The 16,415-nt window shown below is 68.5% G+C and carries 14 protein-coding genes and 9 tRNA genes; 3 read left to right on the top strand and 20 right to left on the bottom strand.

Annotated elements, in window-relative coordinates; translation table 11 throughout:
* Position 1: 1 nt before the first annotated feature.
* From Q0C12_RS02415 to Q0C12_RS02400, 4 genes are read right to left on the bottom strand one after another with little or no spacing between them, the layout of a single operon-like run.
* Entirely contained in the window at positions 2-1,522 is a 1,521-nt protein-coding gene (locus Q0C12_RS02415) for a serine/threonine-protein kinase (RefSeq protein WP_290885676.1), read from the bottom strand.
* A gap of 46 nt (positions 1,523-1,568) precedes the next feature.
* Entirely contained in the window at positions 1,569-2,276 is a 708-nt protein-coding gene (gene dnaQ / locus Q0C12_RS02410) for a DNA polymerase III subunit epsilon (RefSeq protein ID WP_290885673.1), read from the bottom strand.
* An 8-nt stretch (positions 2,277-2,284) separates the two neighbouring features.
* Positions 2,285-2,719: a ribonuclease HI gene (gene rnhA / locus Q0C12_RS02405; RefSeq protein ID WP_290885670.1), complete on the bottom strand. Its 435-nt coding sequence runs from the start codon at positions 2,717-2,719 to the stop codon at positions 2,285-2,287.
* Between the two features lie 25 nt (positions 2,720-2,744).
* Positions 2,745-3,437 (bottom strand): methyltransferase domain-containing protein, encoded by a 693-nt coding sequence (locus Q0C12_RS02400; RefSeq protein ID WP_290885667.1) that lies wholly within the window; start codon positions 3,435-3,437, stop codon positions 2,745-2,747.
* Positions 3,438-3,482: 45 nt separating this feature from the next.
* Between Q0C12_RS02400 and gloB the strand changes: the two genes are divergently transcribed.
* The 3 genes from gloB to Q0C12_RS02385 all read left to right on the top strand — a co-directional run bounded on the left by gloB (position 3,483) and on the right by Q0C12_RS02385 (position 6,329).
* Positions 3,483-4,250 (top strand): hydroxyacylglutathione hydrolase, encoded by a 768-nt coding sequence (gloB, locus tag Q0C12_RS02395; protein WP_290885720.1) that lies wholly within the window; start codon positions 3,483-3,485, stop codon positions 4,248-4,250.
* Entirely contained in the window at positions 4,247-5,449 is a 1,203-nt protein-coding gene (locus Q0C12_RS02390; protein WP_290885664.1) for a transglycosylase SLT domain-containing protein, read from the top strand. The genes gloB and Q0C12_RS02390 overlap by 4 nt, the downstream gene beginning before the upstream one ends.
* Positions 5,450-5,537: 88 nt before the next feature.
* A complete protein-coding gene (locus Q0C12_RS02385) occupies positions 5,538-6,329 on the top strand; it encodes an enoyl-ACP reductase (protein ID WP_290885661.1) in 792 nt (263 codons plus the stop codon).
* Between the two features lie 70 nt (positions 6,330-6,399).
* Here the strand turns inward: Q0C12_RS02385 and Q0C12_RS02380 are convergent, their stop codons facing one another.
* The 16 genes from Q0C12_RS02380 to csrA all read right to left on the bottom strand — a co-directional run bounded on the left by Q0C12_RS02380 (position 6,400) and on the right by csrA (position 16,415).
* Entirely contained in the window at positions 6,400-8,346 is a 1,947-nt protein-coding gene (locus Q0C12_RS02380) for a SurA N-terminal domain-containing protein (protein WP_290885658.1), read from the bottom strand.
* A gap of 83 nt (positions 8,347-8,429) precedes the next feature.
* Positions 8,430-8,506, bottom strand: a tRNA-Asp gene (locus Q0C12_RS02375).
* 14 nt (positions 8,507-8,520) lie between these two features.
* Positions 8,521-8,595: transfer RNA gene (locus Q0C12_RS02370), tRNA-Val, on the bottom strand.
* Between the two features lie 11 nt (positions 8,596-8,606).
* Positions 8,607-8,879 (bottom strand): HU family DNA-binding protein, encoded by a 273-nt coding sequence (locus Q0C12_RS02365; protein ID WP_034215002.1) that lies wholly within the window; start codon positions 8,877-8,879, stop codon positions 8,607-8,609.
* Between the two features lie 209 nt (positions 8,880-9,088).
* A complete protein-coding gene (lon, locus tag Q0C12_RS02360; protein ID WP_290885653.1) occupies positions 9,089-11,524 on the bottom strand; it encodes an endopeptidase La in 2,436 nt (811 codons plus the stop codon).
* Positions 11,525-11,664: 140 nt separating this feature from the next.
* Complete coding sequence (clpX, locus tag Q0C12_RS02355) at positions 11,665-12,960, bottom strand: ATP-dependent Clp protease ATP-binding subunit ClpX (RefSeq protein ID WP_290885650.1); 1,296 nt, start codon at positions 12,958-12,960, stop codon at positions 11,665-11,667.
* A 114-nt stretch (positions 12,961-13,074) separates the two neighbouring features.
* Positions 13,075-13,698, bottom strand: coding sequence for an ATP-dependent Clp endopeptidase proteolytic subunit ClpP (gene clpP, locus Q0C12_RS02350; protein WP_034215006.1), 624 nt, complete (start codon positions 13,696-13,698; stop codon positions 13,075-13,077).
* A 26-nt stretch (positions 13,699-13,724) separates the two neighbouring features.
* Positions 13,725-15,026, bottom strand: coding sequence for a trigger factor (tig, locus tag Q0C12_RS02345; protein ID WP_290885647.1), 1,302 nt, complete (start codon positions 15,024-15,026; stop codon positions 13,725-13,727).
* A gap of 85 nt (positions 15,027-15,111) precedes the next feature.
* Positions 15,112-15,196 (bottom strand) — tRNA-Leu (locus tag Q0C12_RS02340).
* 32 nt (positions 15,197-15,228) lie between these two features.
* Positions 15,229-15,304 (bottom strand) — tRNA-Lys (locus Q0C12_RS02335).
* A 53-nt stretch (positions 15,305-15,357) separates the two neighbouring features.
* Positions 15,358-15,434: transfer RNA gene (locus Q0C12_RS02330), tRNA-His, on the bottom strand.
* A gap of 38 nt (positions 15,435-15,472) precedes the next feature.
* Positions 15,473-15,549, bottom strand: a tRNA-Arg gene (locus Q0C12_RS02325).
* Positions 15,550-15,620: 71 nt separating this feature from the next.
* Positions 15,621-15,697 (bottom strand) — tRNA-Pro (locus Q0C12_RS02320).
* A gap of 135 nt (positions 15,698-15,832) precedes the next feature.
* Positions 15,833-15,909, bottom strand: a tRNA-Arg gene (locus Q0C12_RS02315).
* 139 nt (positions 15,910-16,048) lie between these two features.
* A tRNA-Ser gene (locus tag Q0C12_RS02310) sits at positions 16,049-16,141 on the bottom strand.
* A 55-nt stretch (positions 16,142-16,196) separates the two neighbouring features.
* Positions 16,197-16,415, bottom strand: a complete 219-nt coding sequence (gene csrA, locus Q0C12_RS02305) for a carbon storage regulator CsrA (RefSeq protein ID WP_290885644.1) — start codon at positions 16,413-16,415, stop codon at positions 16,197-16,199.

Here is a 16,415-nt window from a genome sequence, read left to right as displayed (position 1 = left end):
CTCAGCCCGCGGGTGGTGCCGGCGGCAGCGTAGGCTCCTCGCCCGCTTCGCCGCTGGTGACGGCGTCCTGGAGTCCGAGCAGGTAGGCATCGGCGGGATCCACCGCCAGCCCGGCGCGCACGATGACGCCGCATTGCGCCCAGCGGCCGGCCGCGCAGGCCTTGTGGCCGAAGCTGCGGTAGAACGCGACGATGCCCGCGATGCCGGCCTTCGCGCGCGCGTTCTCGGGATCCAGGCGCAGCGCCTGGCGGTAGTAGCCCAGCGCGCTGTCGTCATCGGGCAGGGTCAGTTTGCGGCCTGGCTCGGTCCGGGTGCCGTACTCGAAGAGCTGGTCGGCGGCATTGAGCAGGCGCGCGACTTCATCGGCGTCGCCGGCATCGACCGGCTTGGGCATCTGGAAATCGGCCGGCAATCCGGGGTCGTCCGGCGCATCGACCTGCCGTGCGTCGGGGCGTGCCCCGGCGACGTCCGCCGCTGCACCGGCGGGCTCCGCCGACGGCGACAGCAGCCACCAGGCCAGCACCGCCACCACGAACAGGCCGGTCAGTCCGGCCACCGGCAGCACCCAGGCCCGTCGTTTGCCGGCGCGCGCCACGCTGACGCGCGTGCGCTGCTGGGTGGCGGCGCCGCTGGCGATGCGCTGCCCGGCGCCCGGCTTGCGCGCGCGGGTTTCCTGGATTGCCGCCGCTTCGGGCGAGTTCGACACCACGCGATGCAGCGCCTCGATGAACGCGGCGCCGGTGTTGAAGCGCTGGCCCGCCTCCTTGGCCATCAGGCCATCGAGCAGCGGCTGCAGCCATTCGTGCGGCGCCGGCAGCCTCGGCACGGGATGCGTGACGTGCATCAACGCGACGGTGAACGGATCGGCGGCCTGGTAGGGCGGCGCACCGACCAGCATCTCGTAAAGCACGGTGCCGAGGCTGTAGAGGTCGGAACGGCCGTCCACCGGCTCGCCGCGCGCCTGCTCCGGGCTCATGTAGTCGGGCGTGCCGATCGACGCACCGGCGACCGTGGAGCTGTTGCTGCCGTCCATGGCCTTGGCGATGCCGAAGTCGGCCAGCACCACGCGGCCATCCTTGCGGAACAGCACATTGCCCGGCTTGACGTCGCGGTGCACGAAGCCCTTCTCGTGGGCGAAATCCAGGCCCTGCGCGATGTCGGTGGCGATGTCGAGCACGTGCGCGACGCTGAGGTCGCCCGCGGCGATGCGCTCCTTCAGCGTGCCGCCCGGGATGTATTCAGCGGCCAAGTAATACACGCCGTTGTGGCTGCCGATGTCGTACACCGTCACCAGGTTCGGGTGCTGCAGCTTGGCGGTGATCTTGCCTTCGACCACGAAGCGGCCGGCGAACTCGGCGTTGGCGGCCAGCACCGGCGACATCACCTTGAGCGCGACCTCGCGGTCGAGCGACTCCTGCATGGCCAGGAACACCGAGGCCATGCCGCCCTCGCCGATCGGCCGCAGGATGCGGTAGCCCGGGATGTTGATGTCGACCGAGGTGAGCAGGACGGTGGCGTTCAAGGCGACCCCAAGGCCAGTGGCTCCGGCCGATTATCCACCAAACGCGTCAGGCCGCCGGCCCGGGCCACAGGCATTTGCCGGCCTTGGCCGTGATCTTCTGCAGCCGGGCCTCGTGCGCGGCCAGCTCGGCGTCGCTGGCGCGCAGCACGCGGCGCGGCGCGGCCGGGATGGCCACGGCCCCGGGCAGTCGCGCCGCGGCCTCCGGTTCGCCCAGCGGCGCCAGGCCCAGGTCGCCCTGGCCCGCAGTCAGGCCCAGGTAGACCTCGGCCAGCAGCTCGGCGTCGAGCAATGCGCCGTGCAGCTTGCGGTGGCCGTTGTCGACGCCCAGGCGCTTGCACAGCGCGTCAAGCGAATTGCGCTGGCCCGGGAAGCGCTCGCGCGCCATCGCCAGCGTATCGAGCACGCTGGCGTGGTCCTCGAGGCGACCATAGTGTGCGCCGGCCAGCGAAAGCTCATGGTTGAGGAAGCCGACGTCGAAGCTGGCGTTGTGGATGATCAGCTCGGCGCCGGCGATGAACCCGAGCAGCTCGTCGATGACGGTCTCGAAGCGCGGCTTGTCGCGCAGGAAGTCCAGGCTCAGGCCGGTCACTTCCTGCGCCCCCGGCTCCATCTCGCGGCCGGGGTTGAAGTAGCGCTGGAACTGGCGGCCGGTCGGGCGCCGCTCGATGAGCTCGATGCAGCCGACCTCGACGATGCGGTTGCCCTTTTCCCAGGACAGGCCGGTGGTTTCGGTGTCGAGCACGATCTGGCGCATGGCGGGCCTCAGCGGAATTTTTCGGCGGCGGCGCGGGCGAGCTGGTCCACGCGTTCATTCTCGACGTGGCCGGCGTGGCCCTTGACCCACTTCCACTGCACCTTGTGCGGCTGGGCGGCGGCCTGCAGGCGCTCCCAGAGGTCTTTGTTCTTGACCGGCTCGCCCCCGGCGGTCTTCCAGCCGCGGCGGATCCAGTTCGGCAGCCATTCGCCGATGCCTTTCTGCACGTACTGCGAGTCGGTCGAGAGCACGACCTCGCAGGGCGACTTCAGCGCCTCCAGCGCCATGATGGCCGCCAGCAGCTCCATGCGGTTGTTGGTGGTGTTGGCCTCGCCGCCGGCGAGCTCGCGCTCGGTGTCGCCATGGCGCAGCAGTGCGCCCCAGCCGCCGGGTCCGGGGTTGCCGAGGCAAGCACCGTCGGTGTGGATTTCTACGGATTTCATTCGGGCTTCCATGCGTTGCATCGTGTCAGCCGGCACTCATGCCGGGGCGGAACTTCAGGGCGGGCGAACCAGCGCGCAGCGGGGTCATCCCGGGGTCGCGGCGCCGCGCCACCAGCAGGCTGGCCATGCGCAGGCCCGACCACGGATGATCGCGGCCCCGGACCGCCAGGTCCACTGCCTTGGAACTGGACCATAGCGGTCCGACTCCCCGGCGCCGCTGCACTTCGAGGCCGGCCGCCCGGACGTCGGCGGCCACGGCGGCCGGGTCGCGCGCCACCAGGCCGCGGAAGCCCCAGCGCAACCTCACCGGGCTCCACGGGTTCAGCGTCAGCAGGATTGCCACGCCTTCGGGCTTGAGTACCCGCGCCACTTCGTCCAGCAGGGCCGTCGGCGCCGCCGAGGTCTCGAGCACGAACAGGCCGTAGACCAGGGACACGCAGCCGCTGGCGATCGGCAGCTGGCCGTCGCGGCAGGCCAGGTCGCCCGTGAACCCGTCGCCACCACGGTGCAGGCTGACCACGTTGGCCAGCATGTTGCCCGACAGCACCGGCGCCAGCGCGGGCGTTGGCCGAAGGTACAGCCCGGTGTGGCCGAACACCCGGGTCAGCTCGGGGATGGCCTGGCGCTGGACCTCGTGGAGCATGCGCAGGGTGGCTTCGCGCCCGAACCAGGCCGCGGCGGGCGTGTCGGGTTGACGAGGGACGGGAGCCGGGGGCATGGTCGCGATTCTGCGTCATCAGCGCGCCCCAGGTCACCCCGTTTGCTGCGTGCGATCGCCCTGCCCGCCTTCCAGGACAACTACATCTGGCTCCTGGGCGGGCCGGACGGGGCCGTCGTGGTGGTGGACCCGGGTGACGATGCCCCGGTGCGGGCCGCCATCGCCGGCGGCCTTCGGCCGGTCGCCCTGTTGCTGACCCACCATCACGCCGACCACGTCGGCGGCGCCGCGCGGCTCCAGTCGGCGCTGGGTATTCCCGCCTATGGTCCGGACGATGCGCGCATCCCCGGCGAGGTGGTCCGCGTCGGCGACGGCGACCGGGTGGAAGTGCCGGCGCTGGGCGCGACCTTCGACGTGCTTGCCGTACCCGGGCACACGCGGAGCCATGTCGCCTTCCACGGCGCCGGCCACCTGTTCTGCGGCGACACGCTTTTCAGCCTCGGCTGCGGCCGGATGTTCGAAGGCGAGCCGGCGCAGTTCCTGGCTTCGCTGGAGCGCCTGGCCGCCCTGCCCGCCGACACCCGGGTCTGCTGCGGGCATGAATACACCGAGGCCAACGGCCGCTTCGCCCGGGCGGTGGAACCCGACAACCCGGCCCGCGAGGACTGGCTGGCGCACGTGGCCGGGCTGCGCCGTGCCGGGCAACCGAGCCTGCCGAGCACGCTGGCGATCGAACGCGCGGGAAACCCCTTCCTGCGCGTCGACCAGCCGGCGCTGCAGGCTCGGCTGGCCACGCACCTGGGCCGGGCGCCCGCGAACCGCATCGAGGCGTTCGCCGCGCTGCGCCAATGGAAGGATGGATTCACCGGATGAAACCGAACCGCATCGCCCTGGCTTTCCTGCTGCTGGTGCTGGCCGCGTGCCAGCCGACGGTGAGGCCCGATCCGCTCGAACCCTTGGAGCCGGCGACGCCGGTGCGGGTGGTGCCCGGCGCCGCGACGCCGCAAACAAAACCCACACCGCCGGCGGAGCCGGCCGCCGAGGCGGCGCCGGACCCGATCGACACCGGCGCCGAGGTCTTCGACCGGATGCGGGCGCGGTTTTCGGACCCGATCTGCGTCAAGGGCAACCACAACCGGCTCTGGCGCAAGCGCTATGCCGGCCATCCGGCCAGCTTCGCCCGCCAAATCGAGCAGATCCTGCCGCTGATGGGCTACGTGGTCGAGGAAGTCGAGCGCCGCGACCTGCCGGGGGAATTCGCCCTGGTGCCGATCGTCGAGAGTTGGTACCGGCCGGCCGCGATCGGCCCGGGCGGGCCTGCGGGCATGTGGCAGATGATCGCCAGCACTGCGCGCAACCACGGCATCCGCATACAGCCCGGCTACGACGGCCGGCTGTCGCCGGTGGAATCCACGGACGCCGCGCTGTCCTACCTGGAGACCCTCGACGGGCTGTTCGACGGCGAGTGGCGGGCGATGGCGATGGGCTACAACGCCGGCGAGTACCGCGTCCTGCGCGCCTTCCGCAACAGCGGCGACCATCGCGTGTCGGGCGAGAGCCGGCTGCCGCGCGGCCTGTCCAACACCACCTACGACTACGTCGCCAAGCTGCACGCGCTGGCCTGTTTGTTCGACAAACCCGAGCGACATGGCCTGGTGCTGCCCCGCGAGGCGCGCTTCACGCCACTGGCGCGGGTGGCGCTGCCGGCGGGCGTAAACAGCCTGGACCAGGCGGCCGTGCGGCTGGGCGTGGATGCCTCCGCACTGCGTGCACTCAACCCCGCCTATCGCCAGGGACGCGTGGTCGCGGGCGTGCCGCGCGACGTGCTGGCGCCGGTGACGGCGCTGGCGCAGCTGGCGCAGGCGGCCGGCGGCACGGGCGAAGGGACCGCGTCCCAGTCCATGGCGACGCCCGCCGGCGACGCCGGCCGCGTGCACGAGGTCCGGCGCGGCGACACGCTGTCGCGGATAGCGGCGCGCTACGGCGTGCCACTGCGCGCCCTGTTCGAGATCAATGGACTCACTGGCCGTTCGATCCTGCGCCCGGGCCAGGTGATCCGCATCGACCCCTGAGGCGCGCCACCATGCTTGGCGGTATGGCCCGCCGCGGTTCAAACTACCGGCCACTCGCCGCCGGTAGGGCGGCCATCGGGAGGAAACCATGGGATTCTTGACCGGCAAGCGCGCCCTGATCGTGGGTATCGCCAGCCAACGCTCCATCGCCAGCGGCATCGCCGAGGCCATGCATCGTGAGGGCGCCGAACTGGCCTTCACTTACCAGAACGACAAGCTCAAGTCGCGCGTCGAGGCCGCCGCGGCCGACTGCGGCTCCAGCATCGTGCTGCCGTTGGACGTGGCCGAGGACGCGCAGATCGACGCGATGTATGCCGAGCTCGGCAAGCACTGGGACGGCTTCGACATCCTGGTGCACTCGGTCGGCTTCGCGCCGCGCGAGGCGCTCGAGGGCGGGTTCCTGGACAACCTCACGCGCGAGAACTTCCGCATCGCCCACGACATCTCCAGCTACTCGCTGGCGGCGCTGGCCAAGGCCGGCCGGCCGATGATGAAGGGCCGCGGCGGCAGCATCCTGACGCTGAGCTACCTGGGCGCCGAGCGCGCGCTGGCCAGCTACAACGTGATGGGCCTGGCCAAGGCCAGCCTCGAGGCCAACGTGCGCTACCTGGCCATGAACCTCGGCCCGGAAGGCACCCGCGTCAACGCGATCTCGGCCGGGCCCATCAAGACCCTGGCGGCCTCGGGCGTGGGCAACCTGCGCAAGATGCTCACCCACGTGGCGGAAACCGCGCCGCTTCGCCGCAACGTCACCATCGAGGATGTCGGCAACGTCGGCGCCTTCCTGTGCTCGGACCTCGCGGCCGGCGTCACCGGCGAAGTGACCTATGTCGACTGTGGCTACAACATCCTGGGCATGACGGGCATCAGCATCGACTGATCCGTCGCGCCAGGCATCAATGAAAAAGGCCCGGGATTCCCGGGCCTTTTCTTTTTGCGACGACCCAGCCTCAGAGCCGGTCTTCGGCGACCCGCACCGTGTAGACCTTTCGCAGCGCCTTGGTGTACTCCTGCAGCTCGACCAGGCCGCGGGCCTGGGCGTACTGGCCGAGGATCATCGTGCGGGTGGCGTCATCCAGCGTGGCCAGGTCGCCCGGGGTGACCTTGGTGACCTCGAACAGCACGTGGCGGTCGGGGCCGACCTTGGCGATGCCGAACGAGGGCTTGCCCTCCTCCGGCGCCGCGACGCGGAAGGCCTCCGCCACCAGCGCCGGCGGCAGCGCGGCCTGGCGGGCGATGTCCTCGAGCTCGGCCACGGTGCGGCCGACGTCGGTGGCCAGCGCGTCGAGCGCTTCGCCCGCGCGGGCACGCTCGAGCAGCGCCTCGGCCTGCGCCTGCGAGGCCTGGGCCAGGCGATCGGCGTTGTAGTCGGACAGCACGCGGTCCTTGACCTCCGCGAACGGGATCGCGGCTTCGGGCACGTGCTCCACGACGTGGATGACCACGATGTGGTTCGGGCCGATCTCGATGGCGTCGCTGACCTGGCGCTCGGTCTTCTGGGCGTCGCTGAAGGCCGCGGCGCGCACCGCCTCGATCGCCGACAGCCCCTGGTCCAGGCCGCCGCGACCAAACAGCGCGGTGCGCTGCACGGGCAGGCCCAAGGCCTCGGCCGACGGTGCCAGTGCGGTCGGATCCTTGTAGACGCGCTCCACCAGGCGCCCGCTGAGCTCGCTGAACAGGCGCTCGGCCTCGTTCTGGAAGTACTCGGCCTCGAGCTCGGCGCGGACTTCCTCGAACGGGCGCTCGGAACCTGGCGTGAGTTCACGCAGCTGGATCACGTGCCAACCGTCCGGGGTGCGCACCGGGTCGGTGACCTGGCCGGCGGTATCCAGGGCGAACAGCGCCTGCTCGAACGCCGCGTCGAACAGCCCGGCCTCGACCAAGCCGAGGTCGCCGCCCTCGGCCTTGGAGCCCAGGTCGTCGGAGTTCTCGCGCGCCAGGGCGGCGAAGTCGGCACCCGGCGCGCGCGCCTGCGCGGCCAGGGCGGCGGCGCGCTCACGCGCGGCGTCGTTGGTGGCCGCGTCGGCATCCGCGGCGGCGGCAACCAGGATGTGGGAAGCGACGCGCTGCGGCTCGGTCACGTAGCGGGCCCGCAGCTCCTCGTAGCGCCCGCGCAGGGTGGCCTCGTCCACCGTGGTGGGAACCTCGAGGCTGGCGCCGTCGATCTCCACGTATTCGACCGCGACCTTTTCCTCGCTGCGGTACAGCGATGGATTGGCGTCGTACCAGGCCTGCAGCTCGGCATCGGTCGGCGGCTCGGCCGGCAGCGACGGGGTCGGCAGGTCCACCAGGCGCAGCGAACGGGTCTGCTGGCTGAGCTTGAGGAAAGCCTCGAGCTCGGCGTTGCTGGCGATCGCGCTTTCGACGATCTCGTTGGGCAGCGTGCGGCTGGCCAGGTCGGCGCGCACCGACGCCATGAACTGGGCGTGGGTCAGGCCCTGCCCCGCCAGCGACAGCCGGTACTGGTCCGGGCTATAGACGCCGTTGACCTGGAACTGAGGCAGCGCCTTTAGCTGGTCGGCCACTTCCTGGTCGGACACGGTCATGCCTTCGCGCTCGGCCACCAGCGCCATCAGGGCGTTGTCCACCATGCCGTCGAGGATGTTGCGCTTGGACTCGATGGATTCGAAGGCGGCGCTGTCGAAGGCCTCGCCCTGCTGCTGGCGTGCCTCCTGGCGGGCCTGCTCGAAGCGGCGGCGGAATTCCTCCTGGGAAATCTCGCGCTCCTGCTTGCCGAAGATCCAGAACGTGGCGGGACCTTCGACCTTGGCGGCGTAGGTCTCGATTCTCGGGGAGAAATAGGCCTCTAGGCCGAAGAACGCCATCGTGACGATGACGGCGCCAAGGATGAGGTAGGCGATCCAACCCGAGGACTTGTCGCGAATGCGCTGCAGCATGTGGGCTTTGCCGTTCGAAGGTGGAGCCCGGTTTCCCGGGCCGGAAAAAACGAAGGCGCCCTTGTGGGGCGCCCTCGAGGATATGGCGGAGTGGACGGGACTCGAACCCGCGACCTCCGGCGTGACAGGCCAGCATTCTAACCGACTGAACTACCACTCCGCTGAATCACTTACTGGTGGGTGCTGAGGGTTTCGAACCCCCGACCCTCGCCTTGTAAGGGCGACGCTCTACCGCTGAGCTAAGCACCCCTACAAGACGCTCAGTTTACAGCATCCTTAAGGGCTTTGCCAGCCTTGAACGCAGGATTTTTGGAAGCCTTGATCTTGATGGTGTCGCCGGTCTGCGGGTTGCGGCCCTGGCGGGCGGCGCGCTTGCGGACGGAGAAGGTGCCAAAGCCCACCAGAGTGATGGTTTCGCCCTTCTTGAGCGCCTTCTTGATCACTTCGATCATGGCGTCGACAGCGCGGCCGGCGTCAGCCTTGGACAGCTCGGCGCCATCGGCGACGGCACTCGTAAATTCGGCTTTGTTCATTATTGACTCCCTGGGCGGGGGGTTACCCGCATTCTGAAAAACCGGGCCGGCCCGGCAATGGCCTGGGGCGCGGCATCGATCCACCTGTGCCAGCGCACCCGGACGTTTCCGGTGCGAAGGTTGGATGATTTATACCAGCCGCATTTTGACCGCGCAATACGCGAAAGCCAGATATTTCGCGGGTTTCAGGGGCTTGCGGTGCGTCGCGATCAGTGCGTCATCGCGGCGCCGCCAGCGTCCTTCCCGCCCGGTTCGCTGCTCGCCTCCGGGGCGGGCTCGGAGCCCGCGCCCGGCGACAGCGGCCGCACCAGGGCAACGTCCAGCACCTCGTCGATCCACTTGACCGGAATGATCTCAAGGCCTTGGGTGACGTTCTTGGGGATGTCCGCAAGGTCCTTCTTGTTCTCGTCCGGGATCAGCACGGTCCGGATGCCACCGCGCAGGGCCGCCAGCAGCTTTTCCTTCAGGCCGCCGATCGGCAGCACCCGGCCGCGCAGGGTGATCTCGCCGGTCATGGCGACGTCGGCGCGGATCGGTACGCCCGACAGCACCGACACCAGGGCGGTCACCATCGCGATGCCGGCGCTGGGTCCGTCCTTCGGCGTGGCGCCCTCCGGCACGTGCACGTGGGTGTCGAACTTGCTGTGGAACTCGGTGTCCAGGCCCAGCCGTTCGCTGCGCGAACGCACCACGCTGTAGGCGGCCTTCACCGACTCCTGCATGACGTCGCCGAGCTGGCCGGTGAGGATCAGCTGGCCCTTGCCGGGCAGCAGCGTGGCCTCGATCTGCAGCAGGTCGCCGCCGACCTCGGTCCAGGCCAGGCCCGTCACCAGGCCCACCTCGCTCTCCTGCTCCGCGCGGCCGAAGTCATAGCGCTGCACGCCCAGGTACTTGTCGAGGTTCTTGGGGGTGACGCTCATGGCCATCGGCTTGCCGTTCTTGCGCGGGCCGGCCAGTGCGATTTCCTTGACCACCTTGCGGCAGATCTTGGAAATCTCGCGCTCGAGGTTGCGCACGCCGGATTCGCGCGTGTAGTAGCGCACGATGTCGCGCACCGCCGCCTCGCTGACCTTGAGCTCGGCCGGCTTGAGGCCATTGGCCTTGAGCTGCTTGGGGATCAGGTACTTCTCGGCGATGTGCAGCTTCTCGTCCTCGGTGTAACCCGGGATGCGGATCACCTCCATGCGGTCGAGCAACGGGCCCGGGATGTTGAGCGAGTTCGAGGTCGCCACGAACATCACCTCCGACAGGTCCAGGTCGACCTCGAGGTAATGGTCGTTGAAGGAATGGTTCTGCTCCGGGTCCAGCACCTCGAGCAGGGCCGACGACGGGTCGCCGCGGAAGTCCATGCTCATCTTGTCGATCTCGTCGAGCATGAACAGCGGGTTCTTGCTGCCGACCTTGCTCAGGTTCTGGACGATGCGGCCCGGCATCGAGCCGATGTAGGTGCGGCGATGGCCGCGGATCTCAGCCTCGTCGCGCACGCCGCCCAGCGACATGCGCACGAACTTGCGGTTCGTGGCCTTGGCGATGGACTGGCCGAGCGAGGTCTTGCCCACGCCGGGCGGGCCGACCAGGCAAAGGATCGCGCCCTTCATGTTCTTCACCCGCGACTGCACCGCGAGGTACTCGAGGATGCGCTCCTTCACCTTCTCCAGGCCGTAGTGATCTGCGTCGAGGACGTCGAGCGCGGCCTTGAGGTCCTTGCGGACCTTGCTGCGCTTCTTCCAAGGCACGCCGACCAGCCAGTCGATGTAGTTGCGCACGACGGTGGCCTCGGCCGACATCGGCGACATCTGCTTGAGCTTGTTGAGCTCGGTGCGGGCCTTGGCCTCGACCGGCTTGGGCATGCCGGCGGCAGCGACCTTCTTGGCGAGCTCCTCGAGTTCGTTCGGCGCCTCGTCCAGCTCGCCGAGCTCCTTCTGGATCGCCTTCATCTGCTCGTTGAGGTAGTACTCGCGCTGGCTCTTCTCCATCTGCGACTTGACCCGGCCGCGGATGCGCTTCTCGATCTGCTGCACGTCGATCTCGCCGTCCACCAGGCCGATCAGCATCTCCATGCGCTGGCCGATGTCGAGGGTCTCGAGCAGCTGCTGCTTGTCCGACAGGCGCGCGCCGAGGTGGGCCGAGATGGTGTCGGCCAGGCGGCTGGGCTCGTCGATGCCCGACAGCGTGGTGAGCAGCTCGGGCGGCAGCTTGCGGTTGGTCTTGACGTACTGCTCGAACAGGGTCATCAGCGAGCGCTGGGTGACCTCGAGCTCGCGCGCATCGCGCTCGTGCAGGGAGTCGACCTCGACGCCGGTGGCGGTGAGCGCGCCCTCGCGGTCGCCGTAGCCGTCGATGGCCACGCGCGCGGAACCCTCGACCAGCACCTTGATGGTGCCGTCGGGGAGCTTGAGCAGCTGCAGCACCTGCGCCAGCGTGCCGACCGCGTACAGGTCGTCGGCGGCCGGGTCGTCGGTGTCCGGGCTCTTCTGCGCGATCAGCAGGATCTGCTTGTCGCCGGCCATCGCCAGGTCCAGCGCCTTGATCGAACGGTCGCGGCCGACGAACAGCGGGATGACCATGTGCGGGTAGACCACCACGTCGCGCAGCGGCAGCACGGGCAGGTCGAGGCGATTCGGGACGGGGGTCTTGTCTTCCATGGGATTGGCTCCGTCGGGGGCCGGGGGCCCCGCTATGGCTCAGGTTATGGGGGCCCGGGACGCCGCTTGCAAGTTTTTCGCGCGGAAAAGAAACGGGCCGGAAAGACCGGCCCGGGATTCAAGCACTTGCGTGGCCCGGCTCAGTCGCCGGAGGCCGCCTTGGGCGCCACGGCGGGCGCCGGGGTGCTGGAGTAGATCAGGTAGGGCTCGGTGGCATGGCTGATCACCGACTCGTCCACGACGACCTTGCTGACGTTTTCCAGCGACGGCAGGTCGTACATCGTGTCGAGCAACACCGACTCCATGATGGTGCGCAGGCCGCGGGCGCCGGTCTTGCGCTTGAGCGCGCGCTTGGCGATGGCCATCAGTGCGTCCGGACGGACCTCGAGCTCGACGCCCTCCATCTCGAACAGCTTCTTGAACTGCTTGGTGATGGCGTTCTTGGGCTCGGTGAGGATCTTGATCAGCGCAGTCTCGTCGAGCTCCTCGAGGGTGGCGACCACCGGCAGGCGGCCGACGAACTCGGGGATCAGGCCGAACTTGATCAGGTCCTCGGGCTCGACCTCGGCCAGCAGCTTGCCGACCTCGACCTTGCGCTCGCTGGACTTGACCTTGGACGAGAAGCCAATGCCGCCAGCCTCGGTGCTGCGGGCCTGGATGATCTTGTCGAGGCCGGCGAACGCGCCACCGACGATGAACAGGATGTTCTTGGTGTCGACCTGCAGGAACTCCTGCTGCGGGTGCTTGCGGCCGCCCTGCGGCGGCACCGAGGCCACGGTGCCTTCGATCAGCTTCAGCAGCGCCTGCTGCACGCCTTCGCCCGACACGTCGCGGGTGATCGACGGGTTCTCGGACTTGCGCGAGATCTTGTCGATCTCGTCGATGTAGACGATGCCCTGCTGCGCCTTCTCGACGTCGTAGTCGCACTTCTGCAGCAGCTTCTGGATGATGTTCTCGACGTCCTCGCCGACGTAGCCCGCCTCGGTGAGGGTGGTGGCGTCGGCGATGGTGAACGGCACGTTGAGCAGGCGGGCCAGCGTCTCGGCCAGCAGGGTCTTGCCCGAGCCGGTCGGGCCGATCAGCAGGATGTTCGACTTCGACAGTTCGATGTCGTCGTTCTTGATCCGGCTCTCGATGCGCTTGTAGTGGTTGTACACGGCGACCGAGAGCGTCTTCTTGGCGCGCTGCTGGCCGATCACGTACTGGTCGAGGACCTCGAGGATCTCGCGCGGCTTGGGCAGGTGGCTGCGGGCGGCGTGGGCCTTCTCCTCGAGCTCCTCGCGGATGATGTCGTTGCACAGCTCGACGCATTCATCGCAGATGAACACGCTGGGGCCCGCGATCAGCTTGCGAACCTCGTGCTGGCTCTTGCCGCAGAACGAGCAGTACAGGATCTTGCTGCTGTCGCCGGTACGGCCCTGGCGGTCTTCGGTCATGCTCTGGTTGCCCTGGTGGAATGGGTCGGAATCGAGAATATCACAGGCCGCCAATGGTCAAACCCCGGTCCGGACGGGGCCGGATCGGGGCGTGAAGGCGGCGTTCGTGGCGGGTCAGCCGGCCTGGACGGTGTCGTCGGGCCGCGAGCTGATGACCGCGTCCACGACGCCGTAGGCCTTGGCCTCTTCCGACGACATGAAGTAGTCGCGCTCGACGTCGCGCTCGATCTTGTCGATCGGCTGCCCGGTGTTGTCGGACAGTTCCTTGTTCAGGCGCTCGCGCAGGAACAGGATCTCCTTGGCCTGGATCGCGATGTCGCTGGCCTGGCCCTGGGCGCCGCCCGAGGGCTGGTGGATCATGACGCGCGAGTTCGGGAGGATGTAGCGCTTGCCCTTGGTGCCGGCGGCGAGCAGGAAGGAACCCATGCTGGCGGCCTGGCCGACGCAGATGGTGCTCACGTCGGGCTTGATGAAGCGCATGGTGTCGTAGATCGCCAGGCCGGCGGTGACGATGCCACCGGGCGAGTTGATGTACAGGCTGATGTCCTTCTCGGGGTTCTCGGCCTCGAGGAACAGCAGCTGGGCGACGATCACGTTCGCCATGTAGTCGTCGATGGGGCCGACCAGGAAGATCACGCGCTCCTTGAGCAGGCGCGAGTAGATGTCGTACGCCCGCTCGCCGCGGCTGGTCTGCTCGACCACCATCGGCACCAGGTTCAAGCCCTTGATCGGTTCCATGGGACGTTCCTCCGTTTTGGCCGAGTTTACGCGGCCGGGCGCATCAGTTCGGTGAAGCTCAGCGCCTGCTCGGTCGCGTCGGCCCGCTCGGCGATCCAGTCGATCACCTGCTCTTCCATCACGCGGTTCCGGAGGCCCTGCATGAGGTTGGGGTCGTTCTTGTAGAGTTCAACGACCTGCTCCGGCTCCTCGTAGGTCGAGGCGATCAGCTGCAGGGTCTCGTTCAGGCGGCGGCCGTCGAGCTTGAGGTTGTTCTGGCGGGCGACCTCGCCGACCAGCAGCCCCGCGGCGACGCGGTTGCGGGCGGCGGCCATAAACATCTCCGGGTCGGCCTTGGCGTTGGCCTGGCCCTGCTGGCGGGCCTGCTGCTCGGCGGCGGCGGCCATGTTGCGGGCCTCGGCCTGGATCAGGCGCGGCGGCAGCTCGACGCTGCTGTAGGCGGCCACCAGCTTCGAGGCGACTTCGGCGCGCAGGCGAGACATCAGGGTGCCCTTGAGCTCGCGCTCGAGGTTGGCGCGCACTTCCTTGCGGAACTGCTCGATCTTGCCGTTCTTGATGCCGAAGCTCTTGACGAAGGCTTCGTCGATCTCGGGCAGGTGCGGCTCGGAGACCTTGTGCACCTTGAGCTGGACCTTGGCGGACTTGCCGGCCAGCTCGGTGGCGCGCCAGTCGGCCGGGAAGGTCATGTCGACCTCGCGCTCGTCGCCGGCGGACATGCCGGCCAGCGCGGCCTCGAGCTCGGGCAGCATCACGCCCGAACCCAGCACGGTGTTGCCCTTGTCGCTGCCCTCGGGCGGCATGCGCAGCTCGCCGCTGGTGGCGACGGTCTCGACCGCGAGCAGGTCGCCCGGCTGCGCCGGACGCTCGACCGCGACCCAGGTGCGGCGCTGGGCGCGCAGGGTCTCGATCATGCCGTCGATGTCGGTGTCCTCGATGGACGACGTGGTGCGCACGACCTTGAGCTGCGTCGGGTCGATGGTGCCGAAATCGGGCACGACCTCGAAGGTGGCGGTGAAGCGGATCTCGCCTTCGGCGGCGGCCGGGTCGGCCTTCAGCTCCGGGTTGCCGGCGACCAGCAGCTTCTGCTCGCGCAGGGCCTCGCCGAGGCTCTCGCGGACCAGCTCGCCGTAGGCTTCGCTGCGGACCTGCGGGCCGAAGCGCTGCTCGATGACCTTGGCGGGCACCTTGCCCTTGCGGAAGCCCTTGATGTTCGCGGTGCGCGCGATCTCGACCAGGCGCTTGCCGACGACGCCGTCGAGGCGCTCCGCCGGCAGGGTGATGGTGAGGCGGCGTTCCAGGTTGGCGGTGTTCTCGAGCGAAACTTGCATGTCAACTCCTGACCGCGCCGTTCCCGGGCGCGAAAATGAAAAAACCCGCAGAGCCCCGAATCGTCCCCGCGCCTCCGTTTCCGGATGGTGCGAAAGGAGAGACTCGAACTCTCACGGGTTGCCCCACTGGAACCTAAATCCAGCGCGTCTACCAGTTCCGCCACTTTCGCATTGCCGCGCGGTGACGATTCAATCGGGAAGATGGTGGGCCGTGTAGGATTCGAACCTACGACCTATTGATTAAGAGTCAACTGCTCTACCAACTGAGCTAACGGCCCGTTATCTTCCCGCCGAAGCGGCTTGCGACGCGGCATTATGCCGCGCTTGGAACTGGGGTGGAAGACGGGACTCGAACCCGCGACCCTCGGAATCACAATCCGATGCTCTAACCGACTGAGCTACATCCACCACATTGTGAACCTTAACCCGTTCCACCCCTCCCGGCCTGGCGCGCCCGGCAGGAATCGAACCTGCAACCGCCGGCTTAGAAGGCCGGTGCTCTATCCAGTTGAGCTACGGGCGCCTGCCGGGATGATACCGGCCGCGTCCGCCCGCTTCCATGCGCGGTTACCGCAGGTGCCGGGGAAGCAGGCCTGGTCGGGGCAGAGGGATTCGAACCCACGACATCCAGCTCCCAAAGCTGGCGCTCTACCAGGCTGAGCTATACCCCGGCGGTGAAGCCCGGCACCCGGGAAGGCGCGCCGCACGAGTCACAACTTTACGGCCGCCCCGGCGGGAGGTGCAATGCACCACCTGCCTGGGCCACCGAACAAAAAGGGTGCCGAAGCACCCTGTTTGCCGAAGAGTGGCGCGCCCGGAGAGATTCGAACTCCCGACCACCAAGTTCGTAGCCTGGTGCTCTATCCAGCTGAGCTACGGGCGCGCAGAAGCGAAATTATGGGGGACGCTGGGGGAGCCGTCAATGCCTGCGATGAAACTAATCCGCGGGCCACCCAAACACACCCTGTCCGTCGTCGTTGCCGGGGCGAAAAAATCGCCGCCTTGCGGCGGCGGATTCGACCTGGCGGAGTGAGAGGGATTCGAACCCTCGATCAGGCTTTTGACCCGATACTCCCTTAGCAGGGGAGCCCCTTCGGCCACTCGGGCATCACTCCGGAACGGACACCGGCCCCGCCCTGTCGGGCGAAACCGGCCGCATAGGATAGCCTTTCAATCGGGCTTCGGTAAACCCGCATCGGCGGCGGCGGCGCCGGGCGCCTCGCCGTCGTCCTTCTGGATGCGCTGGAAGATTTCCTCGCGATGCACGGCCACGTCCTTGGGCGCCGTGATGCCGATACGCACCTGGTTGCCCTTGACACCCAGCACCGTCACGGTGACCGAGTCACCGATCATCAGGGTCTCTCCCACCCTACGCGTCAAAATCAGCAT

Origin of the sequence: Arenimonas sp., assembly GCF_022842045.1 — a bacterium.
Taxonomy (GTDB): domain Bacteria; phylum Pseudomonadota; class Gammaproteobacteria; order Xanthomonadales; family Xanthomonadaceae; genus Arenimonas.
Note: the sequence above shows the minus strand (reverse complement) of the source record. Positions and strands in the feature narration are given on the sequence as shown.